Source organism: Fenollaria massiliensis (genome assembly GCF_000312505.2).
GTDB classification, from domain to species: Bacteria; Bacillota; Clostridia; order Tissierellales; family Peptoniphilaceae; genus Fenollaria; species Fenollaria massiliensis.
In genome coordinates, this window is the sequence record NZ_HG326228.1 from 99,792 (window position 1) to 124,710 (window position 24,919).

Consider the following 24,919-nt stretch of genomic DNA (forward strand, 5'->3'; position numbering starts at 1 on the left):
AAGGACTGGAATTAAGCTAGGGGCCAGTTGCCCCTAGTCTGTTCCATAAAAGAAAGGAGACTTTATGGATACTAAAAAACGAATAACCTCCATATTGTTAAGCGTTTTTATGCTATTGCAAATTATTTCGCCAGTAGCAGTATTGGCAAATAGCGATGCACCATACGCAGCGCCTAACAATGCAGGAGACGGCGAGATATTGCCAGAATCTACTGATCAACGTGAAGTAAGATTTGATATTACAGAAATCATAGAAGAAGCAAAGGAGGCAGAGCTTCAAAGCGTTCCAAAACTAAAAAAATCTAGCACGTACCAAACCATGGCAAATGGACTAGGTTTTAGTGATGAGAACATACTACCAGCAGTAGGAGCAGGCCCATCAATAGACATACCCGTTACTGTAAATGTTAAAGCAACAGGATTAAATGAAAATGAATTCAATTGGGCAGACCTTGCACCACAAGGACTTAACTTTAGAATAGAATATGACGGACAGTCAGTATCAAGTGACACAGCTGGTAATGATTTAAAGATTACAAACAGCAGTGACCCGCTTAATTTTACTATCAATGCACCGAGACCGGAAAAGACAACAGAGCTGATTGTTTACGCTGCAGAAAACGTTGGAATTCGACTATTCCAATATAAATCAACAGGTACTGGTGAAGGCGGTGGATTGAAGTTTACACTTGAACTATACGAATTACCAAATCCAAATATTGATGTAAAATATGTAGATATTTATGGTAAAAAGCTAAAAGACTATTTGCCATCCGCAAACACAGTAAAAGTAACAACAAATATTAAATATGAAGACGCTGATGAAAATTTAATTAATAAAGAATTCACACTTCCAACAAGCGACCAAACAGTAAATGTAAGAGAACTTGATAATACTGATGTAGATAAAGTAGAATTTAATAAATTAAAATCATTAGATATTAAACTTGCTGGCAAAACAAGTGGAGATTTAACAGTAGACGGTAAAAAATATTCATACACTGTAGTAACAGATGCGAATATGAAAAACCCTACACAAATAACCCTAAAATACGACGCAGACGTAGCCATCCCACCAATGAAAGACGATGGAAAAACACCAGTTGATGCGCCAGACGGATATACACGTATAACATTCGACCCAACAGACGCTGCAAAAAATCAAACAAAAAATTATTACGATGTAAAAAGCACACTAACATGGGAACAAGCGAAAGCAGCAACACCAGCCGTAGCAGAACCAAAACCAGATCCAACACCAAATCCAACTCCAAATGGTGATAATATGAACTTTGTTGGTTGGTTTGATGGTAAAGACAAACTAGCTAATAAAACTGGAGTAGTAGGTGAAACACCAGTAACATTCACAGCTAAGTATGCAGCAGATGTAATCCCAGGAACAGAATCACCAGATAATCCAGATCCAGCAGGAAAGAAATATGTTAAAGTAACCCTAAATCCAGGAACAAACGGAACAGTAGTTCTAAAACAAGGATCAACAAAAACAAAAGTTGATACATTCTACTGGGTAAAGAAAGGTAAAACTCTAACAAGTGTAGAAGAAGAAGGTCAATTAGCTGGAAAAGCATTTAAATTCTGGGGAGCAAAAGCAGACTCAGAAGAAACTGTATTCCCATTAGCAGTAGCAGCAGATGAAACAAAAACAGAAATTGTTGTTCACGCTGTATACGGAGAAGACAGAGATGTAGTACCAGGAACAGAATCACCAGATAATCCAGATCCAGCAGGAAAGAAATACGTTAAAGTAACAATGGATGCAAACGCAACAAACTATACAGGAGCAACTTTAACAGGAGAAACATTCTACTGGGTAAAGAAAGGTCACAAGCTAACAAAAGATGATGTAGCAAAGACAAAAGCAAAATTAGATAAATTAAGCTTCAAAGAATGGACACTTACAGCTGATAAAACAGCAACAGATAAGTTACCACAAACAATTAATGGAGAAAAAACTTTATATGCTCAATACAAATTAGATGCGCCAACTATTAATCCGGTAACTGAAGGAGATAAAACTATCTCAGGTACAGGTGTTCCAGGAGCTAAAGTTAGTGTAACTAAAGAAAATGCAGATGGAACAGGTGTAGGAACAGGAATTGCTCAAAATGTGGTTGTTGGTGACGATGGAACATGGACAGCTAATGTACCTGCTGGAGTTACTCTAGAAAAAGGCGACAAAATCTACGCTACACAAAAAGTAGGTGAAATTGAATCTGATCAAGCTGAAGCAACTGTTGAAGCTAAAGGTACTCCTCAACCATCTTTCAATTATACAACTCTTACTCTAGACGAAAACTACAGAGGCGGACGTATTAGTGACTATGACGTTTATGTAGACGAATTAATTGAACGTTATCTATACACTCCTCATAGAAGAGGCTATGTATTTGAAGGCTGGAGCTACAACAGCAGACGTCTTGACGAAGTAAAACCTGGCGACAGAATTTACTACCCAACTACTTTATATGCAATTTGGTCTAAACAAAAGCCTAAAGATGACGAGGATGTAGAGCCAGTTGACACTAGAGAAGTTCACGACCACAACGCTTACATGTTTGGTTACACTGACGGAACTGTAAGACCTAATGGTAAGATTACAAGAGCTGAAGCAGCTGCATTAGTAACAAGACTTCTTGGTCTAGATACTTTCGCATCAGCTGCAAAACCAATGTTCTCTGACACACCAAGTTCATGGTATAACAAAGCCATCAACGCAGCTGTTGATAGAGGCATCATGAAGGGTTACCCTGACGGAAGATTCAGACCAAACGCACCTATCACTAGAGCAGAATTTACTCAAATGATATCAACTATTGACAACAAGCCTTATGGCGTTGCACCATTTGCAGATGTTAAGGGTCATTGGGCTGAAAGACCTATCGGCAGCGAATATCAAGCTGGCAGAATCAAAGGTTATCCAGACGGAACATTCAGACCAAACGCATTCATTACAAGAGCTGAAGCTGTTGTAATTCTTAACAAGATCTTCGAAAGAAATTATGACGCTATGTCCGCAAAGGACGCAGTTAACGCTCATCTAATCAAGGGTTTCTTAGACTTACCAACAAGTTTCTGGGGCTACTATGATATGATTGAAGCAACTAACTCTCATAGTTTCAAGAGAAGAGTGAAGGGCAGTGTTCAAGAAGACTGGACTTTAGTTAAATAATTTTGCGTTAAGATCGCAAGAAAAAATAAAATTCAATTATAAATAAATAATTGACATAATGACAAGGCATGTGGGAGCAAATCTCACATGCCTTTGTTATTAGATAAAGGAGGGGATGAAATATGGATCCGTTTGTTGAAAAACTAATAAGCAATCTTATAACCGCAGCAGGAATTAGTCAAACTAGCCCTTATGCTGGAATAATTTTTGCTACTATATTAGTTTTATATTTTTTTATGGATAAAAAAATATAAGCTAAATAGCGCTAAATTCTATAATGTACCAGAAAAATATTTTAGATATAATACATTTAGAGAATTTGTAGTAAATTCAACTTTAATATTCTTGATTTTATTATCTCTTGGCTATATGTTTATTGAGTCTTTTGGACTAAATAATGAAATATATTTAGTTAACTTCGTATTATTAGTTTTATACAGCATGGTTTTAATTTATAGTTTTTTGCAGAAGCTATATAATAATAATTTGTATATTTTTAAGTCGGATAATAAAGAAATAAGTAAAACTAGAGACATAACTTTAGTTTTAACACTTTTATTAATACCAATTTGCATATATGTTTATTTTAGGTTTATTAAATTAAATATTCAAGAAGCAGTGTGTTATTTATTATTAGGTTTGTCTGTTTTATATAGTATATTTATTATTTTATTATTTGCTGGTAAAAAGTGTGAAAAAATATGCCGTGCGATGAATAATACAATAGTAAAAGCTGTATTTGATATGTATCAAATTTTTTTATTTCTCCATCATATCCATAGTATTTATTACAGTTTTGAGTTCTTTGACATTATCTGATAAAATTATTGTTAAGTTAGTACAAAAAAATAGTGTTTACATGGAGAAAACGAATACGGATAAGAAAAAAGATGCTGCTAATGAAGCTGAATTAAATTCTTTCTCTGAATATATTATTAATAAAGTAAAAGATGGAAATAAATTGAGCTCTAGTGAGTGGTTTGAAGCATTTAATAAGCCAGAGACATTAATTATGTCTTATGGAAAAGATAAAAAAGATGCAGATAGCAACTTAGCAATCAAATTTATTAATGATTTAGGAAAACAAATATGAAAAATGAACTGTTCAGTGCTATAAAACTATTATTATTTTTACAATTGATCACAAACTTAATCATAATAATTATAGCAGTCTTGGCAGGATTAATTTTTATAGTGACATATATGTTTGTAGTAAAAGATAAGTATTTAAATCCCTCTAGAAAGAAAATATATGAATATATAGTGGATAGTAGCGGGTTAAGACAATTTATAATAACTGATTATAAAGATAAACTTTTGGTTATGACTGAACAAAAAGGAAATAACAATAAATCTAATCTATTATTAGATAGCAGCTGTTATAAACTTATATCTCTAACTAGTGATGATACAATATACCAAGGGAAATATGATCAAGTTAATAATTATGGTGATGTAGGGGTTGAATATGATAGTAATCAGATTGAATCGGATGAAGAATACAAGCTTGTAACATTTGACTTCAACGGGGGAGCAAAAGATGGAAAAGTATTAGAAAATGTTACGAAAGAAATTTTAATTGGCTCGAAGCTATCAGAAGCAGTATCAACTATAGAAACAATTGGAGTATTTAAGACAATAGGAAGCTCGGTAAAAGGATTAAAAAAATGGGCAAGTGCTGAAAATTCTTCTGTAGAGTATGAAGATGTAGTAATAGATGATGATTACGAACCAATAACTCTATATGCTCAATATAACAAAAAATTAGTAAAAGATGCAGATAACGATAAAGAAGCTCCAGATGATGGATACAAGTTTGTAATATTTGATTTCAACGGCGGAACAAAAGATGGAAAAGTATTAGAAAATATTAAGAAAGAGGTTTTAATTGGAGCAAAGCTATCAGATGCAGTATCAAGTGTTAAAACGTTTGGGGCATTTAAAAATATAGGAATTTCAAAAAAAGGGTTTAGCATATGGACTGACATTAAAGATGATGCTGAAAAATATGATGACGTAATTATAGATGATAAATACGAAACAAAAACTCTATATGCTTACTATGATAAGGCAGTAGTGAGAGATGTGGATAGAAATAAATAAAAAAACGCAATCTAATGAGAACAATCAATCACAAAACAACTCATCGGACCGTAATAATAAATAAACTTTATCATCTAAAAAGATTTATAATCATTTTTATACTCTCTTCAATTAAGTATTACTTAAAGCAATACAAAGCGATATAATACACCAAAAGGAAGTGATATTATGTCAAAAACATCAAATGCATATACAAGGCTTGAACCTGAAGTAAAAATACCAAGCAAAAAGCCTCTTGTTTATGAAGATCTAAGTGAAGAAGACTTTGATAGAGAAATACTAAAAGCAATGGATGATTTTGATAACGGTAGGACTTATACTGTAGAAGAAGTAGAAAAGAACTTAGAAGACATTTATACTAAAAAATATTGACAATTAATACAATTTAATCTATAATTATATCAACAGAGCCTCCCCACGCTTAATGTTTTACATGCGGACCAAGGGGAGGACATTTTTATACCTTAATATATCTATTCTCACTTTCAAAACTCAAATATTTTTATAATTTTGAAAGCGACTCATACATTTTACAAATCAGGACTGCTTATGTGGTCCTTTTCTATTGCCATAAGCAAAACTATAATCAAAACTATAACCAAAAGCATTCCACTCACCCATTTATAAATTATTTTTTACTTTCTCTTAATAAATTCTTAAAGTTGTTTTAATTTTTCTATATCTAGGGTATATATTAAATAGAAAATCTATTAAGGAGGTAAGCTTATGAGAATCGAATTTGTAGGAAAAAACATTGAACTAACTCAAAGTTTAAAGGATGTGGCTGAAAAGAAGTTCCAAAAGCTTGACAAGTTTATTGGCAAGGATGTGGACGCGAAGGTTGTCTTCTCGGCTGTTAGAAATACTAAGGCTGTTGAAGTAACTATATTCTTAGACAAAACTATCCTTAGAGCTGAGGAAGAAAGTGACGATATGTACACATCTATCGACAGGGCGGTTGATGTTTTGGAAAGACAGGTTAGAAAGTACAAAACTAAGCTTCAAAACAGATATCAAAAGAATGATTCGATTAGGTTTGAAAATATTAAACCGATGGAAGAAGCTGATGAAGCAAAGCTTGTGAAGAACAAGAAATTCAAGGTAGTACCTATGTCTTCTGACGAGGCTATCCTTCAAATGGAACTTTTAAGACATAATTTCTTTGTGTTCCAAAATGCTAAGAATGAAGCGATAAATGTTGTATACAAGAGAAAGGATGGCAATTACGGCCTAATTGAAGTGGAATAAATGAAGATTAATATAGATGATTTTAAATTGAACAAACCTGTATCTGCGCTTAAGATTTCGCCGGACGGTCGTCACAAGGTATTTGTGGTGACTGATGTTGATATGGGGAAGAATGAGCACAAAAACTCATTTTACATGCTTGATGAGAATGATTCTTTGAAGAGACTGTCTACTAATGACGTCTCTTCTACTTATGCTGTGGACAATGGCGGGATCATTTTTTCTAAGGCTGATGAAAAAAGGAAGTATGCGTCTATCGTTTACCGTCTAAGTTTTACGGGCGGTGAGAGGGAAGAGCTATTTAGGCTTATGTACCCGATTAATGGTATTCGCATCATGGATGAGGACAGGCTCGTTTTAAGTATCAGTAATTCTGAGAAGATCAGGCACTTTAAGGATATGGACCAAGAGACTTACGAGAAAAAATCGGCTGAAATGAAGGAAGAGGATGACTATACTATATATGATGAGATTCCTTTTTATTTAAATGGTGCTGGTTATATCAATAAAATTCGTTCGTCGCTTGCTATATATAATATGAAGAGTGGCGCTCTAAAGATTATTACTGATGATTTTACGAATGTTTCGAGCTATGACATAGCACCTGATAAGTCTGAAATTATCTACACTTCCGAGTCTTATACTGACAAGGCGCCTATCAAGAGCCAAATTTATGTATATAGTTTTGAGAACGATAAGTCTGTGAAACTTGATTATGGCATGGGACTTAGCTATTATGGTCCAAGCTATGCAGGGGATGATGTTTTTGTGTTTGCGACTGACCAAGAGGCCCACGGCATAAACCAAAATCCAAGGGTCTACCTAATTGACAAAACTAAAGAAAATATTAAGTGCATAAACGAGGACTTTGATATGTCCATCGGCTCATCTGTTGGCTCTGACCTTCGTTATGGCGGTGGATATTCGTTTAGAGTTTTAAATGATAAATTATATTTTATATCGACTCTTCAAAATAGTGCCGATTTATTCGCCATTGACAAGAAGGGTAAATTGGAAAGACTAAGTAAAGTTGTCGGTTCTGTTGATGAGTTTGATGTTTGTGAAGACGGCGATATCTACGCCATAGGCATGCTTGACTACAATTTACAAGAAGTATATAAATTTGATGGCGGAAAATTTAATAAAGTCACAGCCATAAACGAAGCTCTTCAAAAGACTTGGAATGCTAAGCCTTATGATAAAATTAATTTTAAGAATGACGATATCGATTTTGAAGGTTTTGTGATTAAGCCGGACGGATACAAAAAGGGCAAGAAGTATCCTGCGATACTTGAGATTCACGGCGGTCCAAAGACTGTTACTGGCGAGGTTTTATACCACGAGTATCTATATTTTGCAAAGCAAGGATATTTTGTGTTTTTCACTAATCCAAGAGGCTCTGATGGCAGGGGCAACGAATTTATGAACATCAGAGGCAAGTTTGGTACTATCGATTACGATGATTTGATGAAATTTACTGATGTGGTTTTGGAAAAATACGAGGACATCGACAGGGACAACGTTCATGTGACTGGCGGAAGCTACGGCGGTTTCATGACTAACTGGATTATAGGTCATACGAACAGGTTCAAATCGGCTGCGTCTCAACGCTCGATATCGAACTGGCTAAGCTTTTTCGGTGTATCGGACATAGGCTACTATTTTGCGGATGATCAAAATTTAGCGGATCCGTTTAATTCGCCTGAGGCTTTATGGGAGCGCTCTCCACTAAAATACGCTAGCGATGTAAGAACGCCAACATTATTCATCCACTCGGATGAGGACTACAGATGCCCTCTAGAGCAAGGCATACAAATGTTTACAGCGCTTAAGTACTTCGGAGTCGACTCTAAGATAGTTATATTCCACGGTGAAAATCACGAGCTAAGCCGCTCTGGCAAGCCAAAGCACAGACAAAGAAGACTTGATGAGATAATCACATGGTTTAAAAAGAGATCATAATATAGAAAAGCCTGGTTACTTTTGTAACTAGGCTTTTTGCTTGGATATATTTTTTGTATTTTTTTTTACAGAGCAAGCTTTTTCCACTTGCGGATTTTCGTTCTAAATGTGCCAAATGGAGCGACAGTATTTACATGTATAAATTTGTAAACTTCCCACGTAGCTGTCTTTGTCGCTTCATCAGCCCACTTTCTCATATGAGGCTTAAATAATTCATCATCACTTAACGAGTCAATCATTTCACAAATAGCATCCACATTCTTTTTTAACTTACATTTCAATTCACTAAGAGATAGCTTAGCATATGTATCAGTAAAGTATTGATATAGTTTGCCGAGCTCATTCCATTTGAATTTATCTGATGGTGTTTTTACTTCAAGACCGTTTCTTTCATCATGTTCCCATTTTAATAAGAGAGATGTCCATCCGATCTGATAGGCAAGGTTCTCATCAGGCGTCCTATCTACTTCATCTATGCGTTTGTCTTTTAAATTTTCTGGTATATCGTCAAATTCAGCGATGTATTTTTCAAAGCTTTTATTGATTTCTGATTTTAATTCTTCTTTATTTTTATAAGTCCTCATTTATTTTCTTCCTTATTAGTATAATATTAGTAAAATGTCATTTTCAAAGTGTGACAAATTGTCACGACTATATATTTATTTTCTATTTTCATTATCATCAATGTTCGAAATCTCATTTGAAACATCATCGATTAATTTTGCAAAATCTATAGCATTTTTAGATGTAATAACTGGCTGACCAGTTTCTTTCTCAATTTCTTTTCTTGTGTTTCCAGCTATTGATCCGCCATCTTTTGCCACCTTTTTGTTTTCTTCTAAACCTTGTGGATTTTTTGTTTTCGTAAGTTCAGTAGTTGTTGCTTCAGCAAGCATATTAAGAACTATTTCAAGAGTAGACATATTGTCTCTAAGATTTTCCTTTTTTAGGCCTTTTAAATTTTTATATTCTCTAGTCGTCATTCCTGACCAAGCCTTAGAAATTTCATTTGTTAGTATTGCATATTCTTTGCCAGCCTTGACGCCGTGATCTTGCCAAGTGTCAGTAAGTTCCTTTCTTACTTGTATCGCTTGAAGTCTTTGGTTAATCCACTCTCTTGAGTAGCCTTTTTTTAAATATGTATCTAAAGCTCTATTAATCGTTAATTCAGGATCAATGATTTCGTCAATTCTTTCTTTACCTACTTCAGCTAACCACATTTTGAATGGCTCTGCCTTTGGCGATGGAACAGATTGTATTATACGGAAAATGCCTTGCATATCAGCTACGTCTGTTTCTCTCATTTTCCCGTCAGCAGCTTGCATTTTCAAAGTGTGACAAATTGTCACAACTTCATTTCCTTCTTCATTTAATCTTTGTTTTAACTTACGCCAATAAGCGCCAGGATCTTTACTATCAGTTAAAACTCCAACTATGTCAATAATAGAAAAGCACCACTCCTCTTTTTCATTATCCCATGCTGAACGTATTTGTTTTCCCTCAAATAATTTAATTTCGTTATCCATTTTTTCACCTCAATAGTATCTTTAAAATAAATTCATATCTATTTTTATATTATATCATATTTTGGAAGATTAAAACATTTATAATATTTCCATAGATAAAAAACGAATTTTGTAGTATAATTATCCTAGAGAGGAGATACAATGGATTACGAAAAATTTTATTATATAGCAGAAATCGTCGGCACCGTTGCATTTGCATCATCTGGCACCTTGGTCGCCATAAGAAAAGGCATGGACATCTTTGGCATAGTGGTTCTCGCCATAATCACAGCGGTTGGCGGAGGCATCATAAGGGATATAACACTTGGAATTACGCCGCCCATGGCATTTAGAGACACGACATACACAAGCGTTTCGATAGTGACAGCCTTGATTTTAATTGTATTTTTGTCAAAAAAGATAAAGATACTTAGCCTAAAAGGTGTTAACAGAGAATTTATGATTAAATACACGCAAATCGCCTCAGTACTAGACGCCATCGGACTTGGCATATTCACAGCAAGTGCAGTAACGGTCGGCATCGCGCGCGGCTACATGAACAATCCGTTTTTACTGATATTCGTAGGGGTTATCACAGGCTGCGGCGGCGGTGTTATGAGAGATTTGCTTTCAGACACAATACCGATTATATTCACAAAAAACACCATTTATGCAGTTGCCTCACTTTTGGGCGCAGTCATATTTATAGTTTTGAGACCATTTGGAGAAAATTTTGCCTTTTTGATGGGAGCCTCAGCGACAGTAGTCATTAGGCTTTTATCAATGAAGTATAGGTGGAGTCTGCCAGATGTATCATCAGACCTCGTTGATGGGGACGATTAAATAATATTACTTAGAAAGCTTTGTTTATGAGGAACAGAGCTTTTTTACGTTTATAGATTTGTTCTGTGAAGAAAACTGTGGATAAGTCTGTGGATAAATATAAAATCACAAGAAAATAGCTTTGTCAAGTACTATTTTTGTGAAAAATGCCTGTGGATATTGTGGATAAGCTTGTGTATAAGTGTAAAATAGCGATTTTTAATGTGGATAGCGATGTGAGTAAAAAAGTATTAAATATTTTTAACATTTTGGCATTTATTATTAAAAAATTTTATAAGAAACGAGACCATTTCCATTGCTTTTATATTTCTTTAGTAGTATAATAAAGTTAACAATATTTATTTAAGGAGGAATTATATTATGAAGAAGAAAATTTCATTGTTACTTGCAATACTTATGCTTGTAACACTTATCCCAACAGCATTTGCTGAATCAAAAACAGTAGATGCAGTTAAAAACACTAAAAAAGTGACACTTGACGGAGAAGAAGTAAAGATAGGCGCATACGACGTAGAAGGCTACAACTATCTAAAACTTAGAGACGTAGCAGCAATTTTAAATACTAAAAAATGTCAATTCAACGTTGGTTTTGATAAGCCAACAAAGCTAATCACAGTAGAATTAGCAAAAGGCTACGAAAAAGTTGAAGGCGACCTAGCAGAAATTAAAGACGAAAAAGCAAAAGCAATCGTTTCAGTTAGAAAAATTCTTGTTAATGGAGAAGAAAAAGAAATAAAAACAGCACTTATTAATGAATATAACTACATGCAATTAAGAGACCTTGGTTCATTAGTAGGACTAGACGTTAAATATGATAAAGTGAATAAAGTTATCATGCTAAATAGTGATGCTCAAGCAAAAGAAGAAAAGACTGAAGAAAAGAAAGATGACAAAAAAGAAGAAAAAACTGACGATAAAAAAGAAGAAAAAGTTGAAGACAAAAAAGAAGATAAAAAATCTGATGATAATGTAAAAGTTATTAAAACTGATAATTTTGATGAATTAGAAACAGCAAAATTAGATGCTATAATCAAGCTTCATGATATGTTTGCATATTATACTAAAGATGATTACGTTGTTGGAGGTAATGCGATTTTAGATGCAATACCATTCTCTGAAAATATGATTACTTTAAAGAACATGGCAAAGCTAGTTGGTACTGATATTTACTTAGAAGATCGTACAGTTATTAAGAGAATAGAAGAAATTGATGGCAAAAAATATTATGTTGCTGAGTTTAAATATGCTAATGGTTCTTCTATAATACAAAAATTGCCTTTTGAACAAGATGGTGATAACATCACTATGGAAACTTTTGCTGGTATGATGGCTTTAATTGCTAAAGATTATGAAAAAGATTCTATAGTAAAGAAGGGATCAGAATTTATCACTACTAAAGTAAAAGCTTTCCATGATGCTTTATGTGAAAAGAATTATAAGGTGGCTGCTGAAGCGCTTAATGAGTTAAACTTTAAAGCTGATGAAGAAAATGTGAAGAAGACAGCTGAACTAAGACTTAAAAATGCAAAAGAGCTTGGCGAAGAAGTTTTTGTAAAGGATTATGATTTTACATTTAAAGAATATGAAACTGGTCTTGTATGTAATTTTAAATACAAGAATGGAGCAAGCTTTGATGTATACATTAGTGATCAATTCTCTGGTTTAGGAACTATTGTTTTACCAAAAGAAAAATAGTTGATAGTATTAATTAATTCAAAAAAATTGGGGGCGAAAGCTCCCTTTTTTTGTCTTGCTTTTATATTTCTTTAGTAGTATAATAAAGTTACAATCTATATTATAAGGAGGAATAATATTATGAAGAAGAAAATTTCATTGTTACTGGCAATTTTAATGCTTCTAACATTTATCCCAACATCATTCGCAGAGAGAAAAATTGTTGACGCGAAAAAGAACAATCAAAGAATAGCCCTAGATGGAGAAGAAGTAAAGGTAGGCACTTACTTAGTTGAAGATTACAACTACATCAAATTACGTGACGTCGCTGCTATATTAAAAGGAACATCAAGTCAATTTAATGTAGGACGTACAATTGAAGATAAGTCAATATTAGTGATTGATCCTACTAGCTCTTATGATATTTTAGATAGTGACTTGCAAGAAATAACAAAAGAAAAAGCTAAAGCTAGCCTTGGAATAACAAAAGTAGAGATAAGAGGAGAAATTAAAGAGCTTAAAACAGCATTGATCGATGGCTTCAACTATGTACAATTAAGAGACATTGCAAAGCTTGTAGGTTTTGAAGTAAAGTATAATGCTAAAAACAAAACTATCGTTATAGAAACTGAAAAAACAGATGATATAACTATAGGCAATAAGGAAAATAGTGTTCCTGAATCTGAGTGGACTGAAGCTGAAAAAGAATGGTTTAAGAATCAAAAAACTTATTTAAGCAACATGGTTCTAGTTATATTTGGTTTTGCAAGTTCAGACAGCCCTAATATTGAACAAATAAAACAAAAATACCTTGACAACCTAGGATTAAGTGTTCTTGGAGGAAGAAAGCTTTTTCAAGGCTCAATAACAGACCAAAGTAATAGGGTTGAGATTAGAGATGGAATTAGATATGCTATAGCCACTTTAGTCTACGAAAGTGGAGCAACTGTAGTATATGAAGGACAAAACATTGGACAAGAAAATGAATTCTGGAGAACAAATTTCTACAACACTGTAATATTAACTATTGCAGACAAATTACCTGAAAAGTATATGAATGATAAAAATGCTGTTTGTGAACAAATAGTTAAGTTCTACGATGCTATAGTTAATAAAGATTATGAAAAGGCTGTCAAAGAAATAAAAGAACTTAAGATAAATGCGACTGTTGAAAGCGTTAAGTTGTTTGAAGAAAGAATGAAAGAATATGCTAATGGAGTAGAAATATTTAGAAAAGATTATACAACAGTATTTAAGACAGACGAAAATGGCGACCCACATGTATTTTTCCAATATAGCGACAACACTGTTTTTGAAGTAGCATATATCGGAACAAACTCTACTGGTATTTTAGCAGCAACACGTAAATAAATAATTTAATCAAAAAATTGGGAGCGAAAGTGATGTGTACCCAGAAAACTGGACACATTAATATTTAGTTTACATTCATGGATGCTAACCTATACAAAGTAGGTGGCATCCATTTTGTTTTCTTCTGAATCCTTTCGTTATTGTAGTAGTATATATATTCATCAATTGCTTTTGAAAACTCTTCAAATGTTTTAAATTCTCTCTCACATCCATAATACATCTCTGTTTTTAGTCTACCAAAAAATGTTTCCATGATGCAGTTATCGTAGCAATTTCCTTTTCTCGACATTGATTGCGTTATTTGATGTTTTTCTAGTTCTTTTGTGTAGTAGCTATTTTGATATTGCCAGCCTTGGTCTGAGTGCATGATTAAGCTTTCTACGCATGGAAACTTTTCAAATGCTTTATCAAGCATTCTTGATACTTGTTCTAGTGTTGGATGTAATGATAAGTCGTATGAGATGATCTCGTTTGTGTACATATCTAGTATTGGCGATAGGTAGCATTTGCCCCATGTAAAGTTAAATTGGGATACATCTGTAGTCCACTTAGCGCATGGCTTTGTTGCTGTGAAGTCTCTATTTATGATGTTACCAGCTACTTTACCGACATTACCCATATATGAATGATATTTTTCTTTTGGTCTCTTACCTAAAAGCTGCATCTTGTGCATAAGTCTTTGAACTCTTTTGTGGTTGACTATATATCCTTTACTTAGAAGCGCTTGATGAACTCTTCTTACTCCGTATCTACCTTTGTTTGAGGTAAATATTTCTTGTATCTTTTCTTTGATTTCTTTGTTTCTTAGATCAACTTGATCAACTTTACTTAATTCGTAGTAGTATGTTGATTTTGGTAGGTTCATAGCACTTAAAAGGTCTTTTAGTATGTGGCCTTCATTTCTTAGTTCTCTGATGACTGCTGCTTTTTCGCCTTGAGATATGCAGCATATTTTTCCTTTCTCAAGGCTTCTAATTTTTTTCGACTGCTCGCTCTGTTCTTAAATATCTAACTTCTTCTCTTAAACGAATAAGTTCTTCTCGTTCTGATTCGTTAAGTGGCTTTGGTTCTATATCAATTTTTTCATTCTTATCATTCATTTTAGATGGTCTTCCTCTCTTCTTAATTTCAAGAGAATTATACCCAAAATTTTTATATTTATTAACCCAAGTGTAAAGTTGACCATCTGGAATACCAACCTCTATAGCTACAGACTTATATGAATTTCCTGCTAAAACTTTTGATACAAGCTTAAATTTTTCTTCTGCAGTCCACTCTTTGTTCTGTTCTTTGTGTTTAAGTATCTCTTCTCCATGAAGGTCTACAAGTCTGATCCAATACCTTATACTACTTCTGAACGCTTCTTGTTTAATTCCTTCTGGTGTTTCCATCCATTTTCCTTGTTTGTATAGTTCTACGCATTCTTTTTTGAATTCATAACTATATCGCATAAAAATACCCTCCTTACTGGTTTGTCCAGTAAAGAGGGTACATATCATTTGGAGAGCTTTTTTTGAAAATAATAAAATATTTTGCTAATAAATAAAAAATATTACATACTTTACAATTTCTTAACAAAGAAGTATTACAATGATTATTATAAGGAGAAAAAATGAAATACGCACTAATTGATATAGGCAGTAACTCAATACGCCTAAACGTTTATAACAAGGACAATATTCAAAAGGAAGTCTTTTCAAAGAAGTACATGGCAGGTCTTGCAGGCCTAGTCGAAGACGGTAAGCTTAGCGACAAGGGCATCAAAAAGCTGATGAAGGTTTTATCCGCGCAAAAGATGCTGCTTGATTACCTACCGATTGACGAGATATATGTCTTTGCTTCGGCTTCGCTTCGTAACGTTGACAATGGCAAGGAGATAGTGAAAAAAGTCAAGAAAGAGCTTGATCTAAACATTGATTTAATATCGGAAGAAGATGAGGCTTTCTATGGAGCTGAAGGTATGAAGATGGCATACAATTTTGATGATTACTACACCATAGACATAGGAGGCGGCTCGACAGAACTTTGCTATCTAAAGAATAAAGAGATTAAAGACATGGCATTTTTAAAGGCAGGATCCTTATCATTGTTCCGTGACTACGTTGAAAACACTATACCGAGCGTTAGAGAGTACGATGAGATGATAAACGCCATCGACAAGATGCTGGCTGAAAACGTTTCCACATACAAATGCACAAAGCTAGTCGCTTCAGGCGGAACAGCAAGAGCACTTGGCAATATATTCGAAGAGCTTGATAATGATGATGACAAAGAATATACTATTGACGATATAAAAGACTATATCTACGAGATGATAGACAAAAATAAAAAAATTATACGCACGACTGTCATGGTTGTGCCCGAAAGACTTCACAGCATAGTGCCAGGAGCCATCATGCTATATAGACTCTTAAAGCATCTTGGCATAGAAAAGGTTAACGTCTCAAAGCTTGGCGTGCGTGAAGGTTATTTAAAGGATAAGATAATTAAGGAGTGAAGCAATGGAAGAGTTCATGCAAAACCGCGAGTTGAGCTGGCTAAAATTTAATCAAAGGGTACTTGAAGAGGCGAGCGACGAGAGCGTGCCGCCACTTGAGAGATTCAAGTTCATATCGATATTCACATCGAACTTGGACGAATTTTTCATGGTTAGAGTCGGATCTTTGTTTGATTTGATGAAGTCTAAGAAGGAGTTCATCGACAAAAAATCGGGTATGACAGCTAAGGAGCAGCTTGATGCCATATACAAGACAATGCCCTACTACTACGAGATGAAGGACAAGATCTACAAGGACGTCATCAAAGAGCTAGATAAGTACAATATGCACAATAAAAACATGAAGTCTTTAAACGATGAGGAGCTAAGTTATGTAAAAAGCTTCTACCTTAGTAAGATTGAGCCATTGATTTCCGCGCAAATAGTTGACGCAGCACATCCACTTCCATTCTTAGAGAATAAAAAGTTATATATAGTGACTGAGATGTGGGACGCTGAAGGCAATATTGCGCATGGACTTGTAGCCATCTCAGACATATTCGAGCGCTATCTATCGCTGCCAGGTGATGAATTTAACTACATCAGAGTCGAAAAAGTGATTGAGCATTACGTTCCAACCATGTTCCTAGGCTATACAATTAAGGAGCAATCACTTGTTGCGGTCACTAGAAACTTTGATTTCGAAACAAATACTGAGATCGAAGAGGAGATTGCCGACTACAAAGACTTTATGAAGAAGGTCATCAAAAAGAGGATGCGTCAAGAGGTTCTTCGCCTTGAAATTTCTAACACAAAGTCAAAGAGCATTACTGATTTTCTTAAGGCCGAGCTTGGTATTACGGATGAGATGATACTTGTGACAAAGAGTCCTATCAATATGAAGTACGTCTATGGTCTTGAGGACATCATTCCGAGCTCCGTCATCAAAAAAGTTTCTTACGAAGACTTTACTCCATTTAAAAAATATTCCTTAGAGCGCGGCTCTATCATTAAAAGAATAGAAGAGAAGGATCTTTTACTAAGCTACCCATACGACGATATTGACACCTTCCTCGATTTGATTAAGGAAGCGGCCGAGAGTGACAAGACCATATCCATAAAGATAACTATATATAGACTTGCTAAGCACTCGAAGCTTGTCGAATACCTAAAGAAAGCATGTGACAATGGCATCGAAGTCACTGCACTTATGGAGCTTAAGGCGCGTTTTGACGAAGAGAACAACATAAATTATTCGGAAGAATTGTTTAAGGCAGGCTGTAATATAATGTACGGCTTTGAAGAGTACAAGACGCACTCCAAGCTTTGCTTAATCACATACAAGGACGATAGGGAGAATATCAAGTACATCACGCAAATAGGTACTGGTAACTACAATGAAAACACATCGAAGATTTATACTGACTTTTCACTGATGACATCTAATGAAGAGATAGGACTCGATGCAAATGATTTTTTTAGAAATATGTCGCTAGCTAAGCTCAATGGCAAGTACCTACACCTACTACAATCGCCATCGACACTTAAGGCGAGATTACTTAAGGAGATGGACAAGGAGATAGCCAAGGGCAAGGACGGCTACATTAGATGTAAGATGAACTCACTAACCGATTATGAGTTTTTGGAAAAGTTTGCCGAAGCCTCACAAAATTCTGTTAATGTCGACTTGATTATACGCGGTATATGCTGCATAGTACCTAATGTGACTGGCTATACAGACAATGTTCATGTCTCGTCCATAGTCGGACGCTTCCTAGAGCATTCGAGGGTCTACCAATTTGGAAGAGGCAGTGATATGAGGATATATATCTCAAGCGCAGACCTTATGACTAGAAACACAGAGAAGAGAGTTGAGATAGCCTGCCCAGTATACGATGAAGAAGCAAGGGCAAGACTTGTAAGCTACTTAGATATACAGCTTAAGGATAATATTAAGAGAAGGATACTTGTTAACTCGGGTGACTACATCAAACCAGAGGTACAAGGCGAAGTGCTTATCGCTCAAGATTATTTTATGCATAAAGCAAATGAAAAGAGAGAAAAGTTTTACGAAGAGCTTGAGAGAGCTGAATTAGACGAAGCGCCTAAAGAAAACTTTTTTACTAAGATTAAAAAGATATTTACAAAGTAATATAATATTAGAGAGCCTTTCATTTTGAGAGGCTTTTACTTTGCCAAATTCATAGTGATTGAAAAATGCACTCAGCTGTGATATAATTAAAAAAGAGGTGATTATATGCATTATTTTGACAACGCATCGACAACATTCCCAAAACCAGAAAGCGTATATAAAAAATTTGATGAAGCATTTAGAGAATATGGAGCCAATCCCGGAAGGAGCGGTCACAAGCTAGCTCTTAGAGCGATGGAAGAGATTATGAAGACTAGACTAATTCTTGCAAAGCTATTTAACGTAGATAATCCTTTAAATATAAGCTTTCATATGAACACAACATACGCTTTAAATACAGCCATCAAGGGTGCGCTTAAGAAGGGAGATCATGTAATCACAACATCTATGGAGCATAACTCAGTCTTAAGACCATTATTCACACTTAAGGAAATGGGTATCATTGATTTAACAGTTGTTAAGGCAGAAAAAACTGGTGAAGTAGGTAAAGATAAGATAGTTGAAGCTATAAAAGATAATACTAGAATGCTTGTAATGACACATTCATCGAACCTATTAGGAACAGTTGAAAACATAGATGAAATTTCAAAAGCGGTTAAAGCTATTAATAAAGATATAATTATACTCATCGATGCAGCTCAATCAGCTGGCATCATAGACATAGACCTAAAAAAGCTAGATATAGATATGCTAGCAACAGCTGGGCACAAATCATTATTCGGCCCACAAGGCACAGGCGTTTTATATTTAAGAAATCCAGAGCTTGTTATGCACACGATTGAGGGCGGAACAGGATCTAGATCAAATGAAGTTTATCAGCCAATGGATATGCCAGATAAATTAGAGCCGGGCACTCCAAATGGCCACGGAATCATAGCCTTGGGAGCAGGTATTGAATATATTCTTGAAGAAGGTATAGACAATATAAAAAAACATGAAGAAGTTCTAACAAAAACATTTATCGATGGACTAAAAACTATTGACGGAGTAGAAATATACGGTCTACTTGATGAAAAGAGAAAAACTCCAGTCGTCTCAATGAACATGGAAGGAGTAGACTCATCCATACTAAGCTATGTGCTTGATGATGAATATGACATACAAACTCGCCCAGGCCTTCATTGTGCGCCACTTGCACACGAAACCATTGGCACAATAAAAAAAGGCGCGGTTAGATTTAGTTTTTCTTGCTTTAATACAGAAGACGAAATTATCTACGCAATAGAAACTTTAAAAAAGATTAAAAAAGAGGCGAAAGATGGAAAATATCAATAAAATTATTAGTGCTAACTCTTTCATCATAGTCATGGCGCTCTCAGTAATTACAATTGCAGCCATTGTCTTAATAGTTATGCAAATGATTAAGCTCAAAAAACTTAAAGAAAGAGTAGATACATTTACACAAGGCATGGACGGCATTAGCGTTGAAAAGCTACTAGCTACCTTTGGTAAAGACATCAAAGACATTCATAGAGACATGATACTTAATGAAGACAGATTCACAAGACTTGAGACAAATTTAAGTTTTTGTGTACAAAAAGTCGGCTACGTTAAATACAACGCCTTTCAAGACAGCGCTTCAGAGCTAAGTTTTTCAATTTGTTTTTTAGATAAATTTAACAACGGAGTTTTGCTTTCAGTCATACATGGAAGAGAGCAAAGCGTTAGCTATGGCAAGATGATTAAGAATGGCGAGAGCGTTGTGCCTCTTTCAGAAGAAGAGCAAAGCGCGGTAGAAAAAGCAATCACAGGACTTTAGAATATTTATGCATATAGACTTGTTTAGGCAAGTCTATTTTTATGCGTGAATTTTTTGAAAAATTTTTATAAATTTATTTTATTTTTACAAAAAAGATATTTTCTTCATAATTATATATTATTTACCTAAAGCCTCGTGATTGTAGTATAATATAGACAAAGCAATATTTTCACGAGGAGGGGATGTTCTTGAAACACAGTAAAAAAATTTTTGCTTTAATATTAGCTCTAATGATGCTATGCACAAGTTTTTCGCAAATCACTTTTGCTAAAAAAGATGTGAATACTACTGAGGCTATGATTAAGGCAATACACACAAGAAAAAGACCTATTAATCAAAAAAGGGTCCTTAGCAAGAGCATAAATGCTAAAAGAGCAAAGAGCGATGCTAAGTCTATGAATGAAAGCGTAAGGCTTGTAGTTGAGCTTGATGAGGCGCCTCTTGTAATGCAAGAGAAGGGCGCTAAGGTTCTTGCCAACACTCGCAAAACAAAGGATGCGCTTAATAAGATTAAAAAATCTGAGGACAATGTTAAGGCTCTTATGCGTAAGGCTAAGATTGATTTTAAGGAATTGTACTCACTTGATACTTTTGTGAGCGGTTTTTCTATTTATACAAAGAGGAAAAATATCGCTGCTATTGAAAAGATTAAGGGTGTTAAGAGGGTACATATATCTGAAAAATATACTTTGCCTAAGACTAATAAGGGTGACAAGCCACAAATGTATGCGTCTTTATCAATGATATCAGCTCCAAATGTTTGGGCTTCTAAAAAATATAAGGGCGAAGGACAAGTTGTAGCTGTGCTTGATACTGGTTTTGATATGAACAATCTTGAGAGCTTCAGACTTGATGACGATGCAAAAAAAGAGATTGCTCTTACAAAGAATAAAGTTAATGAACTTAAAGAAAAGTATGGCTTAAAGGGCAAATACATCTGTGAAAAGATTCCTTATGTTTATAATTATCATGATGAGACAGCTGATTTAGATGCTTTGCAAGATAGATACGGCTCAAGACATGGTCTTCATGTTGCCGGAACTATTGGCGCGAATGAAGCTGATGATTATAAGAATGCAAATAATCTTGCTAAAACACCAATCAAGGGTGTTGCACCAAATGCTCAGCTAATAATTATGAAGGTTTTCTCTACATCTTTAACTGATTTAAGCACTTATTCAGACGCTCAATGCAAGGCAATTGAAGACGCTTATAAGCTTGGTGCTGATGTTATGAACCTTTCACTTGGTTCGCCAGCTGGTTTTATCACTGATGATGACATCGTTCAAGTTGCCATGCAAAACGCTATCAAGGCGGGCTGCTTAGTTGCTGTTGCTAACGGTAACGAAGGCACTTCATATTTTGATGCTGACGGCGCTATGAAGGCTCTTGAAGGCAACACTGATTATGGTATGGCTGGTTCACCTGCTACTGGCTGGGCGACTACATCTGTTGCAGCTATAACAAATACCAAGTATTTAGTTTGTTCTTTAGATTCAAATAATGATAAGATAAAGAACATTAAATACACTTGGGGCTCTGAAATTACTCCTGAGAACTATACATTTAATAAATTTGTTTATGCCAATAAGGGCAAAGCAAGTGATATAAATAAGATTGAACCTGAAAAGATAAAGGACGCTTTAGTTTTAGTTGACAGAGGCGAATGCACTTTCAACGAAAAGGCAAGTAACGCTAGAGATGCTGGAGCGAAGGGCGTAATCGTTATCAACACTGATGATGAGCCTATGACTATGGTTGGATTTAACGATGTAAATTTCCCAGCTGTCATTGTTGGCAATACTGATGGTAAAAAAATTCTAAAATATATTGATGATAGTGGTCTAAGCATTTCATTTAATAAAGAGATGAGTGTTCAAGACAATCCAAAAGCTGGACAGATGGCGGACTTCACAAGCTGGGGACCAACACCTGATCTTACTATGAAGCCTGAAATCACTGCTCCAGGCGCTGATATATATTCAATCGATCAAGATTATAAATATCAAGTTATGAGCGGTACATCAATGGCAACACCTCATGTAGCTGGTGCGGCTGCGATAGTTATGCAATTTATCAAGGATAGAGACTCAGTCTTTTATGAAGAAGCAAAAGATGCTTCTAAGAGAGAGGCTTTAACAAAGACTCTTCTTATGAACACTGCAATTCCTCAAAAGGACGAAGAAACATACTATCCAGTAAGAAGACAAGGCGCTGGCCTTATTGATTTAGCTAATCTAATGAAAGCAAAAGCAACTGTAAAAGCGACAGCTAAAAATGACAGAATGCTTGATGCTAAGGCTGAATTAAAGAGTTTTGCAGATAAAGAGTTCACTATCGACTACACTTTGAAAAATTATTCTGATAAGGACATAGCTTATACTCTTGAGCCAGCTATGCTTACAGAAAAATTTGTTAACGATAAAGATTTTGGTTCTGTATCAACAGAGACTGACAGAGATATGAACTTTAGTATTGACAAAAAATCTGTAGTGGCAAAGGCTTCTAGCACTATCAAGTTTAGTGTTAAATTTAATTTTGCTAACGATGATATCAATCTAAATAATTATGTAGAAGGTTTCTTAAGATTTGTTCCAGAAGATACTGAAAAAGATGCGACTCTTACAGTTCCTTATCTTGGTTTCTATGGCGATTGGTCTAAACCAAGACTATTTGACGTATTTAGTCACGAATGGAGCGATGATTTAAAACCAAATATTTTAAATAAAGATACTAATGACGCTATGGGCGATGTTTTTGACTTTACAGAAGAAAGTGATGAGGCTGCTGGCGTTGATAACAAGGTAAACTCATTTGAATACAAGGGTAAGATGACTTATATCACAAATCATGATTCATCTGAACAAATCAAGATAAGATTTGGCCTCCTAAGAAACGCTGAGTACATCAAGGCTAGAATTGAAGATGCATCTAATAAAATTCTTATGGACAATCTTATTGATTTAAGCTACTTTGCTAAATCAAGACTAGCTGAGAATGGCGGAGAAAATTGGATTAGCTTATTTAAGGAAGATTTTGCTGAAAATGATTTTGCCAAGGTAATTTTAAAGGGTAAGCTTAATACTGAAAAAGAAAATATTCAAGAAGTTTCAGTACCTATCTACTTTGATGATAATAAACCTATAATCAAGTCAGCTGAAATAATCAGCAAAGGCGATGCTAAATATGTTAAGCTAAGCGTCTCAGATGACATAGGCATAGATACTATAGGTGTTCAGCAAGTAAAAGAAACTGGTAAAGACGATGATGGCGAGCCTATATACAACAATCACAAGTATAATGAAGTGAGCGGACTTTATTATGGAAACACTGATTTTTACACTGAAGATGAAGCGAGAGTGACTGAACAAGATGAAAAAGTTACTAAGTCACTTGAAAAGCTTAAAGATTCTAAAAAATTAAATACAGTTTATGTAAAAGTTGATGACATTTGTGATATTGAAAAATTATGCGTATATGTTAAAGACATTGCAGGCAACTGGGCTGAAGAGAAGGTTCTTGACACTAATTACAAATCAAATGAAACTGTTAAGCTTAAGCTTATAGGCGAGAGCGCTGCTTTTTGGACAGAAACAACATGTTCTGACAAGAGCAAGTGGAATGACAATATTTATAATATTCAAAAAGGTTCTTATGGTGAAGTTCAAATACAATTGCCAGATAATGACAAGGAATATGCCATCGGATCAGCTATAATCAATGGCGAAGAGTATGCCGATAAATTTGAATATGATCAAGACGCAAGACTTTATTACATGCCATATAGATTTGAAGATGATACTACATTTACTTCAAGAATATATGAGGTAAAGCCAGCTGAAGCAAAAGGACTTCCTCAAGGCAATGGATATCCTTCCATATATCTAACACAACCAGAAAACGCATGGACTGTTAGTGAGAACGGACCTCTTAACGATCAAGGTGATGCGCCTGAGATTGAAGATGGCAAGCTAAATGTTATAGGAGCTGTGGCTTTCACTGATAAGAGCGATTTAGCTAAATTAACTCTTAGAATAATAGACGATGTAAATAAAAAAGTTTTATCAGAAAAAGATATTACAAATGAAGTTAAGCTTGAACAAACTGGCGAAATTAGCAATGCTGATGGCGTTATCTACGATGGACTTGCACTTGTATTCAAAACTTCCATCGATATGGTTAAGGGCTATAGCAATCTAAAATTACAAGTAGAAGCTGAAAATAAATCTGGCAAGAAAACTATCACAGCTGCTACAATTGCAGTTGATGAGAGTCCTGCTACATTTAACTACACTATTGACAAAAGAGGTATAGCTAGTGATAAAGCTACCATCAAGTACACTCTTGCTGATGATAACAAATCTACAGAGATTATTGTTGATAGAGTTACAAATGATGACAAGAATGAATTTATAGAAACAGTTTATAGAAAACTTTATGATAAGTTTGATATAGATAGGCTTGATGCAGTTAGATACATTAACAAGGATAAGTTTACAGTAAAACTTAAACCAGGTTATAACAAATTTAAAGTTTCTATAAGTGAAGTGGGCACAGCTAGAGTAAATGAAAAATATATAATTATTTACAGACTAGACCCAAGTATCAAGCTTAAGAAGCTTAAATAAGGAGGCAG

19 protein-coding genes are annotated in these 24,919 nt (G+C 34.7%); 15 read left to right on the top strand and 4 right to left on the bottom strand.

Annotation, left to right across the window (positions count from 1 at the left end; all coding sequences use genetic code 11):
- The first annotated feature begins 64 nt into the window (after nucleotides 1-64).
- The 7 genes from BN30_RS10240 (at nucleotide 65) to BN30_RS07455 (ending at nucleotide 8,503) form a co-directional block, all read left to right on the top strand.
- A complete protein-coding gene (locus BN30_RS10240; protein WP_019214876.1) occupies nucleotides 65-3,190 on the top strand; it encodes an S-layer homology domain-containing protein in 3,126 nt (1,041 codons plus the stop codon).
- Between the two features lie 122 nt (nucleotides 3,191-3,312).
- Nucleotides 3,313-3,444 (top strand): hypothetical protein, encoded by a 132-nt coding sequence (locus BN30_RS10425; RefSeq protein ID WP_019214877.1) that lies wholly within the window; start codon nucleotides 3,313-3,315, stop codon nucleotides 3,442-3,444.
- Nucleotides 3,445-4,049: 605 nt separating this feature from the next.
- Entirely contained in the window at nucleotides 4,050-4,283 is a 234-nt protein-coding gene (locus BN30_RS07435; protein ID WP_019214878.1) for a hypothetical protein, read from the top strand.
- Nucleotides 4,280-5,293 carry a hypothetical protein gene (locus BN30_RS07440; RefSeq protein WP_019214879.1) on the top strand — a complete coding sequence of 338 codons (1,014 nt, stop codon included), beginning with the start codon at nucleotides 4,280-4,282 and terminating at the stop codon, nucleotides 5,291-5,293. Before BN30_RS07435 ends, BN30_RS07440 begins: the two co-directional genes overlap by 4 nt.
- Nucleotides 5,294-5,461: 168 nt before the next feature.
- Entirely contained in the window at nucleotides 5,462-5,665 is a 204-nt protein-coding gene (locus BN30_RS07445; protein WP_019214880.1) for a hypothetical protein, read from the top strand.
- 354 nt (nucleotides 5,666-6,019) lie between these two features.
- The gene (gene hpf, locus BN30_RS07450; protein WP_019214881.1) at nucleotides 6,020-6,541 is read left to right on the top strand and encodes a ribosome hibernation-promoting factor, HPF/YfiA family; all 522 of its coding nucleotides are present in this window, start codon (nucleotides 6,020-6,022) and stop codon (nucleotides 6,539-6,541) included.
- Nucleotides 6,542-8,503, top strand: coding sequence for a S9 family peptidase (locus BN30_RS07455; protein WP_019214882.1), 1,962 nt, complete (start codon nucleotides 6,542-6,544; stop codon nucleotides 8,501-8,503).
- A 65-nt stretch (nucleotides 8,504-8,568) separates the two neighbouring features.
- Here the strand turns inward: BN30_RS07455 and BN30_RS07460 are convergent, their stop codons facing one another.
- Nucleotides 8,569-9,087 carry a ClbS/DfsB family four-helix bundle protein gene (locus tag BN30_RS07460; protein WP_019214883.1) on the bottom strand — a complete coding sequence of 173 codons (519 nt, stop codon included), beginning with the start codon at nucleotides 9,085-9,087 and terminating at the stop codon, nucleotides 8,569-8,571.
- Nucleotides 9,088-9,162: 75 nt separating this feature from the next.
- Nucleotides 9,163-10,029, bottom strand: a complete 867-nt coding sequence (locus BN30_RS07465; RefSeq protein ID WP_019214884.1) for a BRO family protein — start codon at nucleotides 10,027-10,029, stop codon at nucleotides 9,163-9,165.
- 141 nt (nucleotides 10,030-10,170) lie between these two features.
- Here BN30_RS07465 and BN30_RS07470 point away from each other — a divergent pair, with 141 nt between their 5' ends.
- From BN30_RS07470 to BN30_RS09705, 3 genes are all read left to right on the top strand, one after another.
- Nucleotides 10,171-10,851 (top strand): trimeric intracellular cation channel family protein, encoded by a 681-nt coding sequence (locus BN30_RS07470; RefSeq protein ID WP_019214885.1) that lies wholly within the window; start codon nucleotides 10,171-10,173, stop codon nucleotides 10,849-10,851.
- Between the two features lie 360 nt (nucleotides 10,852-11,211).
- Complete coding sequence (locus BN30_RS09700; protein ID WP_019214886.1) at nucleotides 11,212-12,546, top strand: hypothetical protein; 1,335 nt, start codon at nucleotides 11,212-11,214, stop codon at nucleotides 12,544-12,546.
- Between the two features lie 120 nt (nucleotides 12,547-12,666).
- Nucleotides 12,667-13,896: a stalk domain-containing protein gene (locus tag BN30_RS09705; RefSeq protein ID WP_019214887.1), complete on the top strand. Its 1,230-nt coding sequence runs from the start codon at nucleotides 12,667-12,669 to the stop codon at nucleotides 13,894-13,896.
- Nucleotides 13,897-13,960: 64 nt separating this feature from the next.
- Here BN30_RS09705 and BN30_RS07485 read toward each other — a convergent pair whose 3' ends face one another.
- Both BN30_RS07485 and BN30_RS09410 read right to left on the bottom strand, forming a co-directional pair.
- Nucleotides 13,961-14,872 (bottom strand): IS3 family transposase, encoded by a 912-nt coding sequence (locus BN30_RS07485; RefSeq protein WP_154648853.1) that lies wholly within the window; start codon nucleotides 14,870-14,872, stop codon nucleotides 13,961-13,963.
- Nucleotides 14,868-15,347 carry a helix-turn-helix domain-containing protein gene (locus BN30_RS09410; protein ID WP_019214889.1) on the bottom strand — a complete coding sequence of 160 codons (480 nt, stop codon included), beginning with the start codon at nucleotides 15,345-15,347 and terminating at the stop codon, nucleotides 14,868-14,870. The genes BN30_RS07485 and BN30_RS09410 overlap by 5 nt, the downstream gene beginning before the upstream one ends.
- Before the next feature lie 161 nt (nucleotides 15,348-15,508).
- On the opposite strand from BN30_RS09410, the gene BN30_RS07495 reads away from it, so the two are divergent.
- The 5 genes from BN30_RS07495 (at nucleotide 15,509) to BN30_RS07515 (ending at nucleotide 24,911) form a co-directional block, all read left to right on the top strand.
- Nucleotides 15,509-16,393, top strand: a complete 885-nt coding sequence (locus tag BN30_RS07495) for a Ppx/GppA phosphatase family protein (protein WP_019214890.1) — start codon at nucleotides 15,509-15,511, stop codon at nucleotides 16,391-16,393.
- Between the two features lie 4 nt (nucleotides 16,394-16,397).
- Nucleotides 16,398-18,524, top strand: a complete 2,127-nt coding sequence (gene ppk1 / locus BN30_RS07500) for a polyphosphate kinase 1 (protein ID WP_019214891.1) — start codon at nucleotides 16,398-16,400, stop codon at nucleotides 18,522-18,524.
- Between the two features lie 105 nt (nucleotides 18,525-18,629).
- The gene (locus BN30_RS07505; protein ID WP_019214892.1) at nucleotides 18,630-19,799 is read left to right on the top strand and encodes an aminotransferase class V-fold PLP-dependent enzyme; all 1,170 of its coding nucleotides are present in this window, start codon (nucleotides 18,630-18,632) and stop codon (nucleotides 19,797-19,799) included.
- Nucleotides 19,783-20,283: a DUF4446 family protein gene (locus tag BN30_RS07510; protein ID WP_019214893.1), complete on the top strand. Its 501-nt coding sequence runs from the start codon at nucleotides 19,783-19,785 to the stop codon at nucleotides 20,281-20,283. The genes BN30_RS07505 and BN30_RS07510 overlap by 17 nt, the downstream gene beginning before the upstream one ends.
- Before the next feature lie 188 nt (nucleotides 20,284-20,471).
- Nucleotides 20,472-24,911, top strand: coding sequence for a S8 family serine peptidase (locus BN30_RS07515; RefSeq protein ID WP_019214894.1), 4,440 nt, complete (start codon nucleotides 20,472-20,474; stop codon nucleotides 24,909-24,911).
- Nucleotides 24,912-24,919: the final 8 nt, after the last annotated feature.

What these genes read in the sequence shown, in the direction of transcription:
- BN30_RS10240 (WP_019214876.1), top strand. Translation starts at nt 65, where the DNA reads ATGGATACTAAAAAACGAATAACCTCCATATTGTTAAGCGTTTTTATG.
- BN30_RS10425 (WP_019214877.1), top strand. Translation starts at nt 3,313, where the DNA reads ATGGATCCGTTTGTTGAAAAACTAATAAGCAATCTTATAACCGCAGCA.
- BN30_RS07435 (WP_019214878.1), top strand. Translation starts at nt 4,050, where the DNA reads ATGGAGAAAACGAATACGGATAAGAAAAAAGATGCTGCTAATGAAGCT.
- BN30_RS07440 (WP_019214879.1), top strand. Translation starts at nt 4,280, where the DNA reads ATGAAAAATGAACTGTTCAGTGCTATAAAACTATTATTATTTTTACAA.
- BN30_RS07445 (WP_019214880.1), top strand. Translation starts at nt 5,462, where the DNA reads ATGTCAAAAACATCAAATGCATATACAAGGCTTGAACCTGAAGTAAAA.
- hpf (WP_019214881.1), top strand. Translation starts at nt 6,020, where the DNA reads ATGAGAATCGAATTTGTAGGAAAAAACATTGAACTAACTCAAAGTTTA.
- BN30_RS07455 (WP_019214882.1), top strand. Translation starts at nt 6,542, where the DNA reads ATGAAGATTAATATAGATGATTTTAAATTGAACAAACCTGTATCTGCG.
- BN30_RS07460 (WP_019214883.1), bottom strand. Translation starts at nt 9,087, where the DNA reads ATGAGGACTTATAAAAATAAAGAAGAATTAAAATCAGAAATCAATAAA.
- BN30_RS07465 (WP_019214884.1), bottom strand. Translation starts at nt 10,029, where the DNA reads ATGGATAACGAAATTAAATTATTTGAGGGAAAACAAATACGTTCAGCA.
- BN30_RS07470 (WP_019214885.1), top strand. Translation starts at nt 10,171, where the DNA reads ATGGATTACGAAAAATTTTATTATATAGCAGAAATCGTCGGCACCGTT.
- BN30_RS09700 (WP_019214886.1), top strand. Translation starts at nt 11,212, where the DNA reads ATGAAGAAGAAAATTTCATTGTTACTTGCAATACTTATGCTTGTAACA.
- BN30_RS09705 (WP_019214887.1), top strand. Translation starts at nt 12,667, where the DNA reads ATGAAGAAGAAAATTTCATTGTTACTGGCAATTTTAATGCTTCTAACA.
- BN30_RS09410 (WP_019214889.1), bottom strand. Translation starts at nt 15,347, where the DNA reads ATGCGATATAGTTATGAATTCAAAAAAGAATGCGTAGAACTATACAAA.
- BN30_RS07495 (WP_019214890.1), top strand. Translation starts at nt 15,509, where the DNA reads ATGAAATACGCACTAATTGATATAGGCAGTAACTCAATACGCCTAAAC.
- ppk1 (WP_019214891.1), top strand. Translation starts at nt 16,398, where the DNA reads ATGGAAGAGTTCATGCAAAACCGCGAGTTGAGCTGGCTAAAATTTAAT.
- BN30_RS07505 (WP_019214892.1), top strand. Translation starts at nt 18,630, where the DNA reads ATGCATTATTTTGACAACGCATCGACAACATTCCCAAAACCAGAAAGC.
- BN30_RS07510 (WP_019214893.1), top strand. Translation starts at nt 19,783, where the DNA reads ATGGAAAATATCAATAAAATTATTAGTGCTAACTCTTTCATCATAGTC.